Origin of the sequence: Modestobacter sp. DSM 44400 (assembly GCF_900107175.1) — a bacterium.
In the GTDB taxonomy this organism is placed as follows: domain Bacteria; phylum Actinomycetota; class Actinomycetes; order Mycobacteriales; family Geodermatophilaceae; genus Modestobacter.
Genome location: NZ_FNOZ01000003.1, coordinates 147164 through 162806 on the forward strand (window position 1 = coordinate 147164; position 15643 = coordinate 162806).

17 protein-coding genes are annotated in these 15643 nt (G+C 75.5%); 15 read left to right on the plus strand and 2 right to left on the minus strand.

From position 1 onward, the window contains the following. Positions 1–73: 73 nt before the first annotated feature. A complete protein-coding gene (locus tag BLW04_RS03975) occupies positions 74–307 on the minus strand; it encodes an Lrp/AsnC ligand binding domain-containing protein (protein WP_091537492.1) in 234 nt (77 codons plus the stop codon). A 107-nt stretch (positions 308–414) separates the two neighbouring features. On the opposite strand from BLW04_RS03975, the gene BLW04_RS03980 reads away from it, so the two are divergent. From BLW04_RS03980 to BLW04_RS03990, 3 genes are read left to right on the plus strand one after another with little or no spacing between them, the layout of a single operon-like run. Next, positions 415–1449 (plus strand): thiamine-phosphate kinase, encoded by a 1035-nt coding sequence (locus BLW04_RS03980; protein WP_175483894.1) that lies wholly within the window; start codon positions 415–417, stop codon positions 1447–1449. Between the two features lie 46 nt (positions 1450–1495). After that, positions 1496–2008 (plus strand): GNAT family N-acetyltransferase, encoded by a 513-nt coding sequence (locus BLW04_RS03985; protein WP_254781032.1) that lies wholly within the window; start codon positions 1496–1498, stop codon positions 2006–2008. Then, positions 1996–2622, plus strand: coding sequence for a cytidylate kinase-like family protein (locus BLW04_RS03990; protein WP_091537494.1), 627 nt, complete (start codon positions 1996–1998; stop codon positions 2620–2622). Before BLW04_RS03985 ends, BLW04_RS03990 begins: the two co-directional genes overlap by 13 nt. Positions 2623–2711: 89 nt before the next feature. On the opposite strand, the gene rpmB is transcribed toward BLW04_RS03990, so the two are convergent. After that, the gene (gene rpmB, locus BLW04_RS03995; protein ID WP_091537495.1) at positions 2712–2903 is read right to left on the minus strand and encodes a 50S ribosomal protein L28; all 192 of its coding nucleotides are present in this window, start codon (positions 2901–2903) and stop codon (positions 2712–2714) included. Between the two features lie 146 nt (positions 2904–3049). Between rpmB and BLW04_RS04000 the strand changes: the two genes are divergently transcribed. From BLW04_RS04000 to smc, 12 genes are all read left to right on the plus strand, one after another. Next, positions 3050–4696 carry a DAK2 domain-containing protein gene (locus tag BLW04_RS04000; protein WP_254781034.1) on the plus strand — a complete coding sequence of 549 codons (1647 nt, stop codon included), beginning with the start codon at positions 3050–3052 and terminating at the stop codon, positions 4694–4696. Beyond that, positions 4693–6912, plus strand: a complete 2220-nt coding sequence (gene recG / locus BLW04_RS04005) for an ATP-dependent DNA helicase RecG (RefSeq protein WP_254781036.1) — start codon at positions 4693–4695, stop codon at positions 6910–6912. Before BLW04_RS04000 ends, recG begins: the two co-directional genes overlap by 4 nt. Continuing rightward, positions 6909–7463 carry a 16S rRNA (guanine(966)-N(2))-methyltransferase RsmD gene (gene rsmD / locus BLW04_RS04010; RefSeq protein ID WP_091537496.1) on the plus strand — a complete coding sequence of 185 codons (555 nt, stop codon included), beginning with the start codon at positions 6909–6911 and terminating at the stop codon, positions 7461–7463. The genes recG and rsmD overlap by 4 nt, the downstream gene beginning before the upstream one ends. Beyond that, positions 7460–7954: a pantetheine-phosphate adenylyltransferase gene (gene coaD, locus BLW04_RS04015; protein WP_091537497.1), complete on the plus strand. Its 495-nt coding sequence runs from the start codon at positions 7460–7462 to the stop codon at positions 7952–7954. The genes rsmD and coaD overlap by 4 nt, the downstream gene beginning before the upstream one ends. Next, entirely contained in the window at positions 7951–8640 is a 690-nt protein-coding gene (locus BLW04_RS04020) for a hypothetical protein (RefSeq protein ID WP_091537498.1), read from the plus strand. The genes coaD and BLW04_RS04020 overlap by 4 nt, the downstream gene beginning before the upstream one ends. A gap of 138 nt (positions 8641–8778) precedes the next feature. Next, on the plus strand, positions 8779–9423 hold the full coding sequence (locus BLW04_RS04025; RefSeq protein ID WP_091537499.1) for a YceD family protein: 645 nt from the start codon (positions 8779–8781) through the stop codon (positions 9421–9423). A gap of 2 nt (positions 9424–9425) precedes the next feature. Next, the gene (gene rpmF, locus BLW04_RS04030; protein ID WP_091537500.1) at positions 9426–9605 is read left to right on the plus strand and encodes a 50S ribosomal protein L32; all 180 of its coding nucleotides are present in this window, start codon (positions 9426–9428) and stop codon (positions 9603–9605) included. 134 nt (positions 9606–9739) lie between these two features. Further along, positions 9740–10414 carry a ribonuclease III gene (gene rnc, locus BLW04_RS04035; protein WP_091537547.1) on the plus strand — a complete coding sequence of 225 codons (675 nt, stop codon included), beginning with the start codon at positions 9740–9742 and terminating at the stop codon, positions 10412–10414. A 3-nt stretch (positions 10415–10417) separates the two neighbouring features. Then, on the plus strand, positions 10418–11299 hold the full coding sequence (gene mutM / locus BLW04_RS04040) for a bifunctional DNA-formamidopyrimidine glycosylase/DNA-(apurinic or apyrimidinic site) lyase (RefSeq protein ID WP_091537501.1): 882 nt from the start codon (positions 10418–10420) through the stop codon (positions 11297–11299). Then, positions 11296–11571, plus strand: coding sequence for an acylphosphatase (locus BLW04_RS04045; RefSeq protein WP_091537502.1), 276 nt, complete (start codon positions 11296–11298; stop codon positions 11569–11571). Before mutM ends, BLW04_RS04045 begins: the two co-directional genes overlap by 4 nt. Before the next feature lie 150 nt (positions 11572–11721). Beyond that, complete coding sequence (locus BLW04_RS04050) at positions 11722–11928, plus strand: hypothetical protein (protein WP_091537503.1); 207 nt, start codon at positions 11722–11724, stop codon at positions 11926–11928. Between the two features lie 113 nt (positions 11929–12041). After that, positions 12042–15608: a chromosome segregation protein SMC gene (gene smc, locus BLW04_RS04055; protein ID WP_091537504.1), complete on the plus strand. Its 3567-nt coding sequence runs from the start codon at positions 12042–12044 to the stop codon at positions 15606–15608. Positions 15609–15643 lie beyond the last annotated feature (35 nt).

Genomic DNA, 15643 nt, shown 5'->3' on the forward strand with positions numbered 1-15643 from the left:
CCGGGCGGCCGACGGTTGCGGGGCCGGCGGGGGAGGACCCGACGGGGCGGGCGGGGGGGCGGTGCTCAGGGCGTCAGATGTTCACGACAGGGCAGGTCAGCGTACGGGTGATCCCGTCCACCGACTGCACGCGGGCGACGACCAGCCGGCCGAGCTCGTCGACGCTGCCGGCCTCGGCGCGCACGATCACGTCGTAGGGACCGGTGACGTCCTCGGCCTTGGTCACCCCGGCGATCTCTCCGATGGCCGCGGCGACCGCGGCTGCCTTGCCGACTTCGGTCTGGATGAGAATGTAGGCGTGGACCACGGGCTGACCTTCCTCGGGCGTCACCGATCCGGCAACGGCTGGGGGCAGAACCGGCCCGCCGAACAGCGGGCCGACCGGCAACGTACCGCAGTGCTGCGGGGTGACCGGTGACGCGCCCCCGGCCGCTGGTGCCCACCCCGGACCGGGCGGACAGCGTCGGGGTGGTCGGCGAGTTCGGGGTGATCGCGCGGGTGCTGGCCCGGTCCGGGACCGCCGCGCTCGCCGACGTCGGCCCCGGCGACGACGCCGCGGTGCTGCGCACCCCCGACGGCCGCGTGGTGGCGTGCACCGACGTCCTGGTCGAGGGGCGGCACTTCCGTCGCGACTGGTCCTCCGGGGCCGACGTCGGCCACAAGGCCGCCGCCGCCAACCTCGCCGACATCGCCGCGATGGGCGCCGTCCCGACCGCGCTGCTGGTCGGGCTGGCCTGCCCGGCCGACACCCCGGCGACCTGGCTGGAGGAGGTCGCGGACGGGCTGGCGGCCGAGTGTGCCCCGTTCGGCGCCGCCGTCGTCGGCGGCGACACCGTGGCCAGCGCGCCGGGCTCCGCGGCCGTCGTGCTGTCGGTGACCGCCCTGGGCGACCTCGGTGGCCGGGCGCCGGTGACCCGCGGCGGCGCCCGCCCCGGAGACGTCGTGGCGGTCGCCGGCCGGCTGGGCTGGTCGGCCTGCGGCCTGGCGGTGCTGCGCCGCGGCTTCGCCAGCCCGATCGCCGCGGTCACTGCGCACCGTCGCCCGATCCCCCCTTACGCCGCCGGCCCGGCCGCCGCCGACGCCGGGGCGACCGCGATGTGCGACACCAGCGACGGACTGCTCGCCGACGCCGGCCACCTCGCCGCCGACAGCGGGGTGGTGGTCGAGCTCGACCGGGACGCGCTGACCCGTGCGTTCCTCGACCCGCCGGGCCCGCTGCAGCAGGTCGCGGCCGCGCTGGGCGGAGACCCGATGCTCTGGGTGCTCACCGGCGGGGAGGACCACGCCCTGGTCGCCACGTTCCCCGCCGACGCGGCGCTGCCCGCCGGCTGGCAGGTGGTCGGCCGGGTCGGGGCGGGTGGCCCCGCCGTCCGGGTCGACGGCCGCCCGGCGGCCGACGTCGCCGCCGACCTGGGGGCGGAGGGGACCGGGCATGTGCACTTCGGATGACATAGCCACTTCGGCTGAACGGTGGGTTGAGCAGACGAGGAGTGCGGTGCGGCTGTGGGCGGTGCGTTACGACGACGCGGTGGCGATCCAGCTGGTCGAGCAGGTGCAGCACGAGTACGTCGTCCGGTACGGGGGCCGGGACGCCGCACAGGTGGACCCGGACGAGTTCGCCGCCCCACACGGGCTGTTCCTCGTCGCCGAGGCGGACGGGGAACCGGCCGGGTGCGGCGGCTGGCGGGTCCACGGCACGGATGCGAGCGGAGGCACGGTGGTGGAGCTCAAGCGGATGTACGTCGCGCCCGGTTTCCGCCGGCACGGCATCGCGCGCACCCTGCTCGCCGCGCTGGAGGCGACCGCCGCCCGGGCCGGTCATCGGGAGGTGGTACTCAACTCCGGGGGACGCCAGCCGGAGGCGCTGGCGCTCTACGCGCGCACGGGGTACACACCGGTGCCCGGCTACGGCGTCTACGCGCAGTCCCTGGAAGCGGTGTTCCTGGGCAAGCCGCTCGAGGAACTCGAGCTCGACGAGCAGGAGGAGGTCGACGGATGGGCGTCGTGACGGTGTCGGCGTCGTTCGGCGCCGGCGGAGCGGACATCGCCCCGGCCGTGGCCGCGCGCCTGGGCCTGCCCTTCCACGACCGGGCCATTCCGGTCCAGGTCGCCGGCCGGCTCGGTGTGCCGGTGGCCGAGGCGGAGGCCAACGACGAGACGATCGCCCGCGGGCTGTGGCGCCTGATCACCTCGCTCGGCTCGATGCCCGACCCGGTCGGCGGCGTGCTGCTGACGTCCACGCTGCCCGACGAGCGGGCCTACCGGGAGCAGACCGAGCGGGTGCTCGGCGAGATCGCCGCCGGGCCCGGTGGAGTCGTGCTGGGCCGGGCCGCCGCGATGGTCCTCACCGACCGTCCCGACGTGCTGCACGTCCGGCTCGACGGCCCGCCGGAGCGGCGGCTGGCCGCCGCCGTGGGGCACCTGGGCCGGCCCGAAGAGGAGGTGCGCCGGGAACGGGACGCCGCCGACGCCGCGCGGACCGCCTACGTCCGGCACTTCTACCGGTGCGACCCGGCGCAGGCCAGGCACTACCACCTGGTGGTCGACAGCACCGCCCTGCCGCACGCGACCGTGGTGGACCTGGTGGTCGCCGCGGCGCGCGCCCTGGGCATCGGCGACTGAGGCCAGGAACGCGACAGACCCCGGAGGTCACGAGGACCTCCGAGGTCGATCAGCCCGGCGTCAGCGGGCGGGTGGAGCCGAGCGGAGCGTCAGCCCCGGACGACCTTGCCCGCCCGGATGCAGGAGGTGCAGGCGTTGATGCGGCGGCGGGTGCCCGCACCGACGACTGCCTTCACAGCCTGGATGTTGGGGTTCCAGCGGCGCGGCGTGCGGCGGTGCGAGTGCGACACCGACATACCGAAACCGGGCCCCTTGCCACAGACATCGCACACGGCAGCCACGGTCGATCACTCCCAGGAAGTTGGTTCAGAAGACATTCAGGAGACGCGGGGCGCAGAGTGCACCCGCATCAGGCTCGGTCCACTGTAGCCGGTGCCGCGCGGCGGTGTCGCCGGGGCCCGCCGGGCTCGCCCGGCCGGAGCTGTCGGTGCCCGCAGGTAACCTCCCGCACGTGCTGCAGGCGCTGGACGGAGCGGCGGTCGGCCGGTGGAGCCGCACCGTCGTCGACGGCCTGTCCGGCGCGCGCTCGCGACTCGACGAGCTCAACGTCTTCCCCGTGCCCGACGGTGACACCGGCACCAATCTGCTGCTCACCGCCGAGGCAGGGCACGCCGCCCTGACCGCGCGGGGCGACGGGCCGGCGGAGTCGCCGTGGACGGTGCTCGCCCGTGGTGCGGTGCTCGGCGCCCGCGGCAACTCCGGCGCGATCCTCGCCCAACTGCTGCGCGGGCTGGCAGACGACCTCGCCGGCGCCCGCGAGGTCGACGGCGCCACCCTGGCCGCCGCGCTGTCCGGCGCCGCCCGCACCGCTTACGGCGCCGTCGCCGAACCCGAGGAGGGCACCTTCCTCACCGTGGCCAGGGCCGGCGCGGAGGCCGCCACCGCCGCGGTGGCGGCCGGGCACCCCGAGCTGGCCGACGTCGTCCGGGCGGCGGCCGACGGTGCGCGCACCGCCCTGCTGGCCACCACCGGCCAGCTGGCCGTGCTGCGCGACGCCGGCGTCGTGGACGCCGGCGGGGCCGGCTGGTGCGTGGTGCTGGACGCCCTCCTCACCGTCGTGACCGGCATCGAGCCCAGCCGGCCCCCGCTGTCCGGGGCGAACGCTCGCCCCGGCCGCCGGCCCGTGCCGCCCCCGGTGCACCAGCCGGCCGACGGCCCGGGCAGCGAGGTGCAGTTCCTGCTCGCCAACTCCGACGAGGACGCCGTGGGTCGCCTGCAGGCCCGGCTGGGCGAGCTCGGCGACTGTCTGGTGGTCGTCGGCGTCGACACCCCCGGCGGCCGCGAGTGGAACGTGCACGTCCACGTCAGCGATGTCGGTGCCGCCGTCGAGGCCAGCATCGAGGCCGGCCGGCCGCACCGCATCTCGGTGACCCCGCTGGCCCGGCTGCGCCCGCCCGCGCCGGCCGCCGGCGAACGCGCGGTCGTCGCCGTCGCCTGCTCCGCCGGGCTGGCCGACCTCTTCGGCGGCGAGGGCGTCGCGGTCCTGACCGCGCCGGCCGACCAGGTCGAGGAGCAGGCGGTGCTGGCCGCCGTGCTGGGCACCGGGGCGGAGCAGGTCGTCGTGCTGCCCAACCACCCCGGGCTCACCGCTCTGGCCGCCCGCGCGGTCGAGCGGGCCCGCGAGGAGGGCCGGGACGCCGTCGTGGTGGCCACCCGCTCGCCCGTGCAGGGCCTGGCCGCCCTGGCCGTCGCCGACCCCACCCGCCGCTTCGGCGACGACGTCGTCACGATGGCCGAGGCGGCCGCGGCCACCCGCTGGGCGGAGGTCGTCGTCGCCGACGGGGAGGCGCTGACCTCCGCCGGTCGCTGCTCGGCCGGCGACGTGCTCGGCTCCGCGGAGGGCGACGTCGTCGTCCTGGGCAGCGACCCGGCCGCCGTGGGCCGCGAGCTGCTGGACCGGCTGCTGTCGGCCGGCGGCGAGCTGGCCACGCTGGTCGTGGGCGACGAGGACGACGTCACCCGGGGGCTCGGCGACGCGGTCTGCGCACACCTGGCCACCGAGCACCCGACCGTCGAGGTGGTCCGCTACACCGGCGGCCCGGGGGCGGTGCCGCTGTTGATCGGGGTGGAGTGAGTGACGTGGTGATCGCGATGGACACCGTGCTGGTCAGGGTGCTGGGGCCCAAGACCGCCACGGCCATGGCCGACCAGCTGGCCCTGCACACCGTCCGCGACCTGCTGCGCCACTACCCGCGTCGGTACGCCCGCCGCGGAGAGATGAGCAAGCTCGACGACCTCGAGGTCGGCGACCGGGTCACCGTGCTGGCCCAGGTGAAGTCGGCCAGCACCCGGCCGATGCGGCAGCGCCGCGGCACCCTCACCGAGGTCACCGTGGGCGACGGCGCGGGCAGCATGCGGCTGGTCTTCTTCACCAGCAAGCACGCCCACCTGAAGGTGGGGGAGTGGGGCCTGTTCGCCGGCACCGTGGGCAAGTGGCAGGGCGCGTTGCAGTTCACCCACCCCGACTGCCACGTGATCACCGGTGACGACGACGACTGGGCCCGTGCCCTGGTGCCGATCTACCCGGCGAGCAAGGACGTCTCCAGCTGGGTGATCCAGCGGTCGGTGAAGCTGCTCCTGGACGACCCGCACTCACTCGATGCCGCCCTCGACGACCCGATCCCCGAGCCGGTCCGCCGTCGGCACGGGCTGATCACCCTGGCCCGGGCGCTGGTCGACAAGCACCGCCCGGAGACCCTCGAGGACGTCGAGCGCGCCGACGAGCGGCTCAAGTGGGACGAGGCGCTGGTCCTCCAGGTGACCCTGGCCGCCCGCCGCCGGGCCGCGGCGCTGGAGCCTGGCATCGCCCGGCCGCGACGCAGCGGCGGCCTGCTCGATGCCGTCGACTCCCGGCTGCCGTTCAGCCTGACCGAGGGGCAGCGGGAGGTCGGCGACGAGCTGGCCGCCGAGCTGGGCCGTGAGCAGCCGATGAACCGGCTGCTGCAGGGCGAGGTGGGGTCCGGCAAGACGGTGGTGGCGCTGCGCGCGATGGCGCAGGTCGTCGACGCCGGCGGTCAGGCCGCGCTGTTGGCCCCCACCGAGGTGCTCGCCGCCCAGCACGCCCGCAGCCTCACCGCGATCCTGGGCCCGCTCGGCCGCGCCGGCGAGCTCGACGGCGACCCGGCCGGCACCCGGGTCACGCTGCTCACCGGCTCGCAGAAGGCCGCCGCCCGCCGCACCGCCCGGGCGGCGGCCGCCGACGGCAGCGCCGGCATCGTCGTCGGCACGCACGCCCTGCTCCAGGAGGGCGTGGAGTTCGCCGACCTCGGGCTGGTGGTCGTCGACGAGCAGCACCGCTTCGGGGTCGAGCAGCGGGACGCGCTGCGGGCCAAGGGCACCCGGCCGCCGCACGTGCTCGTGATGACCGCGACGCCGATCCCCCGCACGGTGGCGATGACCGTCTACGGCGACCTGGAGACCTCCACGCTGCGCCAGTTGCCCGCCGGCCGCGGCGGGGTGTCCAGCTCCGTGGTGCCGGTGGGAGAGAAGCCCGCCTGGCTGGACCGGGCCTGGGTGCGGGTGCGCGAGGAGGTGGCCGCCGGGCGACAGGCCTACGTCGTCTGCCCGCGGATCGGCGAGGAGGAGGGCAACGCGAACGACGGCAGAGGCCCCGACGAGGGCCCGGACGACGCCGACGGTGCGCCCCCCGACGAGAAGGGCAGCAGCAGCGACCGCCGTCCGCCGCTGGCGGTGCTCGACGTCGCCGAGGGCCTGCGCGCCGGACCGCTGTCGACGCTACGGGTCGAGGTGCTGCACGGCCGCCTGCCGCCCGAGGAGAAGGAGGCCCGGATGCGGGCCTTCGCCGCCGGGGAGGTCGACGTCCTGGTGGCCACCACTGTGGTGGAGGTCGGCGTCGACGTGCCCAACGCGACGGTCATGGTCGTGATGGACGCCGACCGGTTCGGGGTCAGCCAGTTGCACCAGCTGCGCGGCAGGGTGGCCCGCGGTGCGCACGCCGGGCTGTGCCTGCTGGTCAGCGAGGCGTCCAGCTCCTCGCCCACCGGGCAGCGGCTGGCCGCGGTGGCCGCCACCACCGACGGGTTCGAACTGGCCCGGCTCGACCTGGAGACCCGCCGGGAGGGCGACGTGCTCGGCGCCGCCCAGTCCGGCCGCCGCTCGGGGGTGCGCCTGCTGTCGCTGCTGGACGACGAGGCGCTGATCAGCGAGGCCCGGGTCGAGGCCACCGCGCTCGTCGAGAGCGACCGGGGGCTGGCCGACCACCCCGAGCTGGCCGCCGCCGTCGCCGCGCTGGCGACGGACGAGCGCGCCGACTGGCTGGAGAAGGCGTGACCCGGGTCATCTCGGGTCAGGCACGCGGACGGCGGCTGGCGGTGCCGGCCTCCGGGGTCCGGCCCACCGGCGATCGGGCCCGCGAGGGCCTGTTCAACTCCCTCGGCTCGCTGCTCGATCTCGACGGCGCCCGGGTGCTCGACCTCTACGCCGGCTCCGGCGCCCTCGGGCTCGAGGCGTTGTCGCGGGGGGCGGCCGAGGCAGTGCTGGTCGAGAACGGCCCGAAGGTGCTGCCCGTGCTGCGCGCCAATGTCGCTTCCCTCGGGCTCGCCGGCGCGCGCGTGGTCGCGGGTTCGGTGCCCTCGGTGGTGGCCGGGGCGGCGCTCGGGTCCTTCGACCTCGTGCTCGCCGACCCGCCCTACTCCCTCGGCGTCGTACCGGTGCTCAGCGTGCTGCAGGCGCTCGCTGACGGCGGCTGGTTCGCTCCCGAGGCGGTCGTGGTGGTGGAGCGTTCCAGCCGGGAGGAGCTCTGGGCGTGGCCGACACCCCTGACCGGGCTCCGCGATCGGCGCTACGGCGAGGCGTTGCTCCGGTACGGTCGGGCACCGTGAGGCGAGCGGTCTGTCCCGGTTCGTTCGACCCGGTCACCAACGGCCATGTCGACGTAATCACCCGTGCCGCCGCGCTGTACGACGAGCTGGTGGTCGCGGTCCTGGTGAACCCCGGCAAGGCGGGGCTCTTCGGGGTGGATGAGCGCATGGCGCTCATCCACGAGGCCGTGGTCGACCTGCCCAACGTGACCATCGACAGCTTCGAGGGCCTGCTGGTCGACTACTGCAGGGCACACGACGTTCCCGTGGTGGTCAAGGGTCTGCGCGCGGTCGGGGACTTCGAGTACGAGCTGCAGATGGCCCAGATGAACCGCGAGCTCGCCGGCGTGGAGACCCTGTTCGTGCCGACGGCCCCGCAGGTCGGCCACCTGTCCTCCAGCCTGGTGAAGCAGATCGCCAAGTTCGGCGGCGACGTCTCCTCGCTGGTGCCCAAGGCGGTCAACGACCGGCTGGTCGCCGCCCGCCCGACCAGTGCAGGAGGTACCTCATGACCGAGGTCGTCTACCGGCTCTACGAGACCGTCGACGAGCTGACCACGGTCATCGAGAACGCCCGCAGCCTGCCGATGTCCAGCTCCTGCATGGTCCCGCGCGACCACCTGCTCGACCTGCTCGACGACCTGCGGGAGTTCCTGCCCGAGGAGGTGCAGCAGGCCGGCGCCATCGTCGAGCAGCGCACCGAAATCCTCCAGCAGGCCCAAGCGGAGGCGGAGCGGCTGACCGGGCGCACCCGCAGCGAGAGCGAGTCGGTGATCGGCACCGCCCGCCGTCAGCGCGACGAGCTCATGGGCACCGCCCGCCGTCACCGCGACGAGCTGCTCACCGCAGCCCAGGCCGAGGCGGACGACCTGCTGACCCGCGCCGAGGCCGCGGCCGAGCGCTTGGTCACCGAGGGTCGCCGCCGACGCGACCAGCTGATCGCCGACGGCGAGGCGCAGCACGACGAGCTGGTGGCTGCCGGGCAGGAGGAGCACGACCGGTTGGTCACCGAGACCGAGGTCTACCGTGGCGCGGTCGACCGGGCCGATGAGCTGGGGGCGCAGACCGCCGCCGAGGTGGCGCGTATGCGCGCCGAGGTCGACGAGTACGTCGACACGCGGCTGGCCGACTTCGGGAACACCTTGTCCCACATGATGCGTTCGGTCGATGCGGCGCGGGGGACCCTGCGCCAGCCCTGACCGCCCGGTGCCCGGATCCGCGCACCGGGACGGCGCGTGCACAGCATCGGGTAGGCTCGACGTCTGTCCGGTCGCTGACCGCCCCCGCACCCGTGGGGGCCGCGCCGGCCGCCCCCACTGCCGACGATGAGTACTGACATGCCTGCTGCACCCTCGCCCCGCCCAGGCGCCGCGTCTCCGGACGCCCGGCGTCCCGCTGCCGACCCGTGGAAGGTGGACCTGCGTGAGCTCGGCCGCCGGGCCGGCTCGATGCGCGACTGGAAGAAGACCATCCCCGCCCCCGAGCGCTGGGGGATCGAGCTGATCGGCGTACCCGAAGGCGCCCCGGTGGAGCTGCACCTGCGCCTGGAGTCGGTCATGGAGGGCGTGCTGGTCTCCGGCGAGGTCGACGCGCCGGTCACCGGCCAGTGCGCCCGCTGCCTGGAGCCGCTGTCGGACACCCTGCACCTGCACGTCCAGGAGCTCTACGCCTACGCCGGCAGCACCACCGAGGCGACCAGCGAGGAGGACGAGGTCCGCCGCATCGAGGGCGAGCGCCTCGATCTCGCGCCGCTGGTCCGCGACACCGTCGTCCTCACCCTGCCGCTGGCCCCCACCTGCACCCCGGACTGTGCCGGCTTGTGCGTCGATTGCGGCGAGCGCCTCGACGACCTCCCCGCCGACCACTCGCACGAGGTCATCGACCCCCGGTGGGCCGGGCTCGCCGCCCGTCTCGCCGATCAGACCGACAGCGCGGAGGGGTCCCAGCCGGGATCCACCCGCACCAACCCAGAGGAGAACTGACCGTGGCCGTCCCGAAGCGGAAGATGTCCCGGAGCAACACCCGCTCCCGCCGGTCGCAGTGGAAGGCCACGGCCCCCACCCTGGCGCCCTGCCCGAACCCGGCCTGCCGCGAGCTCAAGCCGCCGCACCAGGCGTGCCCGACCTGCGGTCAGCACGACGGCCGCCAGGTCCTCGCGGTCTGACCCGATCCTCCGCAGAACCCAGCGTGGCGACGACAACCACTTCTGAGGTGTCCCCGGCCGGCCGGACGGCGGCCGGGGAGGCCAGCGGTGGGTCGCCCGCTGGACCTGAGCACGGCCGGACGGCGGCCGCCTGGCTGCTCGACGCCCTCGGCGTCGAGCTCCCCGGGGACCTGCTGTACCTGGCGCTGACCCACCGCTCGTACGCCTACGAGCACGGCGGCCTGCCGACGAACGAACGTCTGGAGTTCCTGGGCGATTCGGTTCTCGGCCTGGTCGTCACCGATGAGCTGTACCGCAGCCACCCAGAGCTGCCCGAGGGGCAGCTGGCCAAGCTGCGGGCCTCGGTGGTGAACATGACCTCGCTGGCACGGGTGGCCCGCGCCCTCGGCGACGGCGGCATCGGGCCGTACCTGCTGCTCGGCCGCGGGGAGGTGACCACCGGCGGCCGGGAGAAGGACTCGATCCTGGCCGACGCCCTCGAGGCGTTGCTGGGCGCGGTCCACCTCGGACTCGGCCTGGACACTGCCTCACAGTTGGTGCACCGGCTCTTCGACCCGCTGCTGGCCGAGTCGGCCACCCGCGGCGCCGGCCTGGACTGGAAGACCAGCCTCCAGGAGCTGGGCGCCGCCCGGGGGGTGGGCGCCCCCATCTACGCGGTCGAGGACGACGGTCCCGACCACGCCAAGACCTTCACCGCCGCGGTCCTCCTCGGTGGCACCGTCTACGGCCGCGGCACCGGGCGCACCAAGAAGGCTGCCGAGCAGGAGGCCGCCGAGACCGCCTGGCGCGCGTTGACCACCGAGGACTGAGCCGTGCCCGAGCTGCCCGAGGTCGAGGTGGTCCGGCGCGGACTGGACCGCTGGGTCATCGGCCGGCCGATCGCCGCGGTCGAGGTGCACCATCCGCGCGCGGTCCGCCGGCACCTGGAGGGCGGCGACTCCTTCATCGCCACCCTGACCGGTCGCACCCTCACCGCCGCGCACCGCCGTGGCAAGTACCTCTGGCTGCCGCTGGCCGAGCCGGACGGCGCGTCGTCCGGGCGGGCGCTCGTCGCCCACCTCGGGATGAGCGGACAGCTGCTCGTGGAGAAGCCCGAGGAGCCCGACGAGGTGCACCTGCGCGCCCGGTTCCGGTTCGCCGACGGTGGGCGCGAGCTGCGCTTCGTCGACCAGCGCACTTTCGGCGGACTGGTGGTCGAGGACGCCGACGGGGACGGCTTCCCACCGCGGCTGGCGCACATCGCGATCGATCCGCTGGACCCCGGTTTCGACGAGGCCGCGTTCACCGCCGCGCTGCGCCGGCGGCGCACCGAGGTCAAGCGCGCCCTGCTGGACCAGACGCTGATCGGCGGGGTCGGCAACATCTATGCCGACGAGTCGCTCTGGCGCGCCCGGCTGCACGGCGCCCGCCCCACCGACCGGCTCACCCGGGCGCAGGTGGCCGACGTGCTGGACGGCGTCCGCAGCGTGCTGGCCGAGGCGCTGGCCCAGGGGGGCACGTCCTTCGACTCCCTCTACGTCGACGTCAACGGCCAGAGCGGCTACTTCTCCCGGTTCCTGGCCGTCTACGGGCAGGAGGACCGGCCGTGCCCGCGCTGCGGGATGGCGATCGTCCGGGAGTCGTTCATGAACCGGTCCAGCTACAGCTGCCCGAGCTGCCAGCCACCCCCGCGGCCCCGTCGGAGCGCGAGATGAGCGACCGGGTGCGTGTCGTCGCGCAGGTGGGCGGGCTGGTGCAGGGCGTCGGCTACCGCGCCTTCGTCGTCCGCCGGGCCGCCGCGGGTGGAGTGTCCGGCTCGGCGACCAACCTGGCCGACGGGCGGGTCGAGGTCATCGCGGAAGGTCCCGCCGCCGACGTCCGTGCGCTCGTCGCGGACCTGTCCGGGCCGGACGCTCCCGGCCGGGTCGCGGGGGTGGAGCAGCGCGAGGAGGAGCCGCGGGGTCTAGCCGGCTTCACCGCGGGGTGACGAAGATGACATCCTGCCGAGCTCGGGGACTGCGCCGCGCCGTTGACCGCGGTCCCCGCTGGTGTCACCCTGAGTGCACCCCACCCGCGCCGACCGCCCTCACCGACGGTGCGACGGGATCCCTCTCGCACTCGGAAAGGCCGCTCAGCCATGGCCAAGGCACTGTTCGGTTCGATCGTCGCTCCGCACGAGCTTCGAGTAGCCGAGGAGAACGCCGCCCTGCGCACCCGGGTGCGCCGCCTGGAGCAGCAGCTGGCCGAGCTGCGCGAGGAGCGCGACGCGGCGATCGCCCGCGAGCTGCTCAGCATGGCCGGCGAGCACACGGCCGAGCCCGCGCTCGCCAGCACCTCCGCCTGACGCCGTAGGCGTGGTGGCCCCCTGAAGGACCCCGTCCTCCCCACCCTTCGCACGCTCAGGGCGGGCTCCGGGACGGGGCCGGCAGTGCAGCCGCTGGACTAGATTGTGCTCCTGTGCATCTGTCTAGCCTGACGCTCAAGGGCTTCAAGTCCTTCGCGTCCGCCACGACGTTGCGCCTGGAGCCTGGCATCACCGCCGTCGTCGGCCCCAACGGTTCGGGCAAATCCAACGTCGTCGACGCCATCGCCTGGGTCCTCGGCGAGCAGGGCGCCAAGAGCCTGCGCGGCGGCAAGATGGAAGACGTCATCTTCGCCGGCACCGCCGGCCGTCCGGCGCTCGGCCGGGCCGAGGTGACCCTGACCATCGACAACACCGACGGTGCGCTCCCAATCGCGTACACCGAGGTGTCGATCACCCGCCGCATGTACCGCTCCGGGGAGAGCGAGTACGAGATCAACGGCGACAAGGTGCGGCTGCTCGACGTCCAGGAGCTGCTCAGTGACTCGGGCATCGGCCGGGAGATGCACGTCATCGTCGGCCAGGGACAGCTGGACGCCGTGCTGTCCGGCCGCCCAGAGGACCGGCGTGCGTTCGTGGAGGAGGCGGCCGGCGTCCTCAAGCACCGCAAGCGCAAGGAGAAGGCGCTCCGCAAGCTCGACGCGATGCAGGCCAACCTCGACCGGCTGGCCGACCTGACCGCCGAGCTGCGCCGCCAGCTCAAGCCGCTGGGCAAGCAGGCCGAGGTGGCCCGCCGGGCCGCCGGGGTGCAGGCGGACCTGCGCGATGCCCGGCTGCGGCTGCTCGCCGACGACCTGGTGCAGCTGCGCGACGCCCTGGACTCCGATGTCGCCGACGAGAACGCGGCCCGGGCGCGCCGGGCCACCGTCGAGGCAGCCCTCGGGACGGCGGCCGGCACCGAGTCGGCGCTGGAGACCCAGCTCGCCGCCGACGCCCCTCGGCTGGCCACCGCCCAGGACACCTGGCACCGGCTGTCCACCCTGGCCGAGCGCTTCCGCGGTGTCGGACAGCTCGCCGGCGAACGGCACCGCCACCTCACCGCCGTCGCCCCGGCCAGTGCCCCCGGCCGGGACCCCGACGCCCTGGACGCCGAGGCCGACCGGATCGAGGCCACCGAGCGCGAGCTGGCCGACAACCTCACCGCCGAGCGGTCCAGGCTGGCCGCCGCGGTGACCGCCCGCACCGAGGTCGAGCAGGCCCTCACCGACGCCGAACGGGCGCTGGTCGCCGCCGCCCGGGCGCTGGCCGACCGGCGCGAGCAGCTCGCCCGGCTCTCCGGTCAGGTGGCCGCCGGCCGGTCCCGGGCCGCCGCCGGGCAGGCGGAGATCGAGCGGCTGGCCGCCGCGGCCGCCGAGGCCGCCGACCGCGCCGAGACCGCCGCCGATCGGCTCGTCGAGCGGCGCGGGTCGCTGGACGACGCCGCCGACTCCGACCTCGGCCTGGTCACCGCGCACGCCGACGCGGTCACCGCGCACACCGCCGCCGTCCGGGCGGTGACCGAGCTGGCCGCGGCCGAGCGCTCCGCCGAACGGGACCGGGCCGGCTGGCTGGCCCGCCGCGACGCCCTCGCCCAGGGCCTGACTCCGGCCGACGGCGCCGCGGTCGTGCTGGCCGGCGACCTGCCCGGGGTGCTTGGCCCCCTCGCCGAGTGCCTGCACGTCCGGACCGGGGACGAGGTGGCGATCGCCGCGGCCCTGGGCGGCATGGCCGATGCCGTCATCGTCGCCGGGGTCGCCGAGGCCGCGGACGCGCTCACCCACCTCAAGGACGGCGCCGGCGGCCGGGTCGGGCTGCTGGTCGCCGCCGGCCTGCCGCCGGTGACCCGGGACGGCTGGCCGGAGCTGCCGGCCGGGGCCTGCTGGGCGCTGGACCTGGTGGCGGCTCCTCCCGAGCTCGCCCCTGCGTTGGCCCGCGCGCTGGAGCGGGTGGCCGTCGTCGCCGACCTGCCCGCGGCGGTCGCCCTGCTCCGCACGCACCCCCGGGTCCGGGCGGTCACCGCCGACGGGGACCTGCTGGGCGCCGACTGGTCCCGCGGCGGCCAGCCCGACGCACCGTCCGGGCTCGAGCTGCGGGCCCGCGTCGACGAGGCCGCCGCCGAGCTGACCCAGGCGACCGCCGGCGCCGAGGACCTCGCCGAGCGGCTGGCCCAGGCTCGGCAGGCCGCCGCCGACCGGTCCGCCGACGTCGAGGCGGCGTTGGCCGCCCGGCAGGTCGGCGACCGGGCGCGTTCCGCGGTGGCTACCGAGCTGGCGGAGCTGGGGGCGGCGGCCCGGTCCGCGGTCGCCGAGGCCGAACGGACCGACGCCGCGCGGGTCCGGGCCGAGCAGGCATGGGAGCAGGCCGGTGCGGGGCTGATCGAGTGGGAGCAGCGGCTGGCCGAGGCCGAGGCCGCACCGATGGACGCCGAGCCGGCCCCCGACGAGCGGGACCGGCTGCGCGCCGCGGCCGGCGCCGCGCGGCAGGCCGAGACCGAGGCCCGGCTGGCGGTGCGCACCGCCGAGGAGCGTGCCCGCTCCCTGGCCGGGCGCGCCGAGTCGCTGCGCAGGCAGGCCCGCGCCGAGCGTGCGGCACGGGAACGGGCGGCCGCCGCCCGGGTGGCCCGGGAGCGTGGCGCCGGGGTGGCCGCCGGCGTCCAGGCCGGCGCCGAGGCCGTGCTCACCGCGTTGGCGACCTCGCTGGCCCGGGCCGAGGCCGAGCGGGAGGCCCTGGCCGAGGCCCGCACCGGGCGGGAGGCGCAGCTGCTCGTCGTCCGGGCGCAGGTGCGGGAACACACCGCCGAGCTGGACCGGCTCACCGACGAGGTGCACCGCGACGAGGTCGCCCGCGCCGAGCAGCGGCTGCGCATCGAGGCGCTGGAGGCGCGGGCCGCCGAGGAGTACGGCGTCGACCTGCCCACCCTGGTCGCCGAATACGGCCCGGCCGCGCTGGTGCCGCCCACCCAGGCGCAGGTCGCGGCCGCCGAGGCGGCTGGCGACCCCGAGCCGCAGCCGGTCCCCTACGACCGGGCCACCCAGGAACGGCGGGCGGCCCGCGCGGAGCGCGACCTCGCCACCCTGGGCAGCGTGAACCCCCTGGCCCTGGAGGAGTTCGCGGCGCTGGAGGAGCGGCACACGTTCCTGGCCACTCAGCTGGAGGACCTCAAGGCCACCCGGCGTGACTTGCTGACCGTCGTCCGCGAGGTCGACGCGCGCATCCACGACGTCTTCGCCGCCGCGTTCGCCGACACCCAGCGGGAATTCACCGAGGTCTTCGCCACCCTCTTCCCGGGCGGGGAGGGGCGGATCTTCCTCACCGACCCCGACGATCTGCTCACCACCGGCGTCGAGGTCGAGGCCCGGCCACCGGGCAAGAAGGTCAAGCGACTGTCGCTGCTGTCCGGCGGGGAGCGCTCGCTGACCGCCGTCGCGCTGCTGGTCGCCATCTTCCGGGCCCGGCCCTCGCCGTTCTACGTGCTCGACGAGATCGAGGCCGCCCTGGACGACGTCAACCTGGGCCGGTTGCTCACCCTCGTCGAGCAGCTGCGTGGCACCTCGCAGCTGATCGTCATCACCCACCAGAAGCGGACGATGGAGATCGCCGACGCCCTCTACGGGGTCAGCATGCGTGGCGACGGCATCACCGGGGTGATCAGCCAGCGGCTGCGGGAGCCCGACGTCGCCTGACGACAGCCACGGGAGCATCGACCGAGCTCTGCGAG

Excerpts from the sequence above, each read along its gene's own strand:
- BLW04_RS04025 (WP_091537499.1), top strand. The coding sequence starts at position 8,779 with ATGCCTGCTGCACCCTCGCCCCGCCCAGGCGCCGCGTCTCCGGACGCC.
- BLW04_RS04045 (WP_091537502.1), top strand. The coding sequence starts at position 11,296 with ATGAGCGACCGGGTGCGTGTCGTCGCGCAGGTGGGCGGGCTGGTGCAG.
- BLW04_RS04020 (WP_091537498.1), top strand. The coding sequence starts at position 7,951 with ATGACCGAGGTCGTCTACCGGCTCTACGAGACCGTCGACGAGCTGACC.
- BLW04_RS04050 (WP_091537503.1), top strand. The coding sequence starts at position 11,722 with ATGGCCAAGGCACTGTTCGGTTCGATCGTCGCTCCGCACGAGCTTCGA.
- BLW04_RS03990 (WP_091537494.1), top strand. The coding sequence starts at position 1,996 with ATGGGCGTCGTGACGGTGTCGGCGTCGTTCGGCGCCGGCGGAGCGGAC.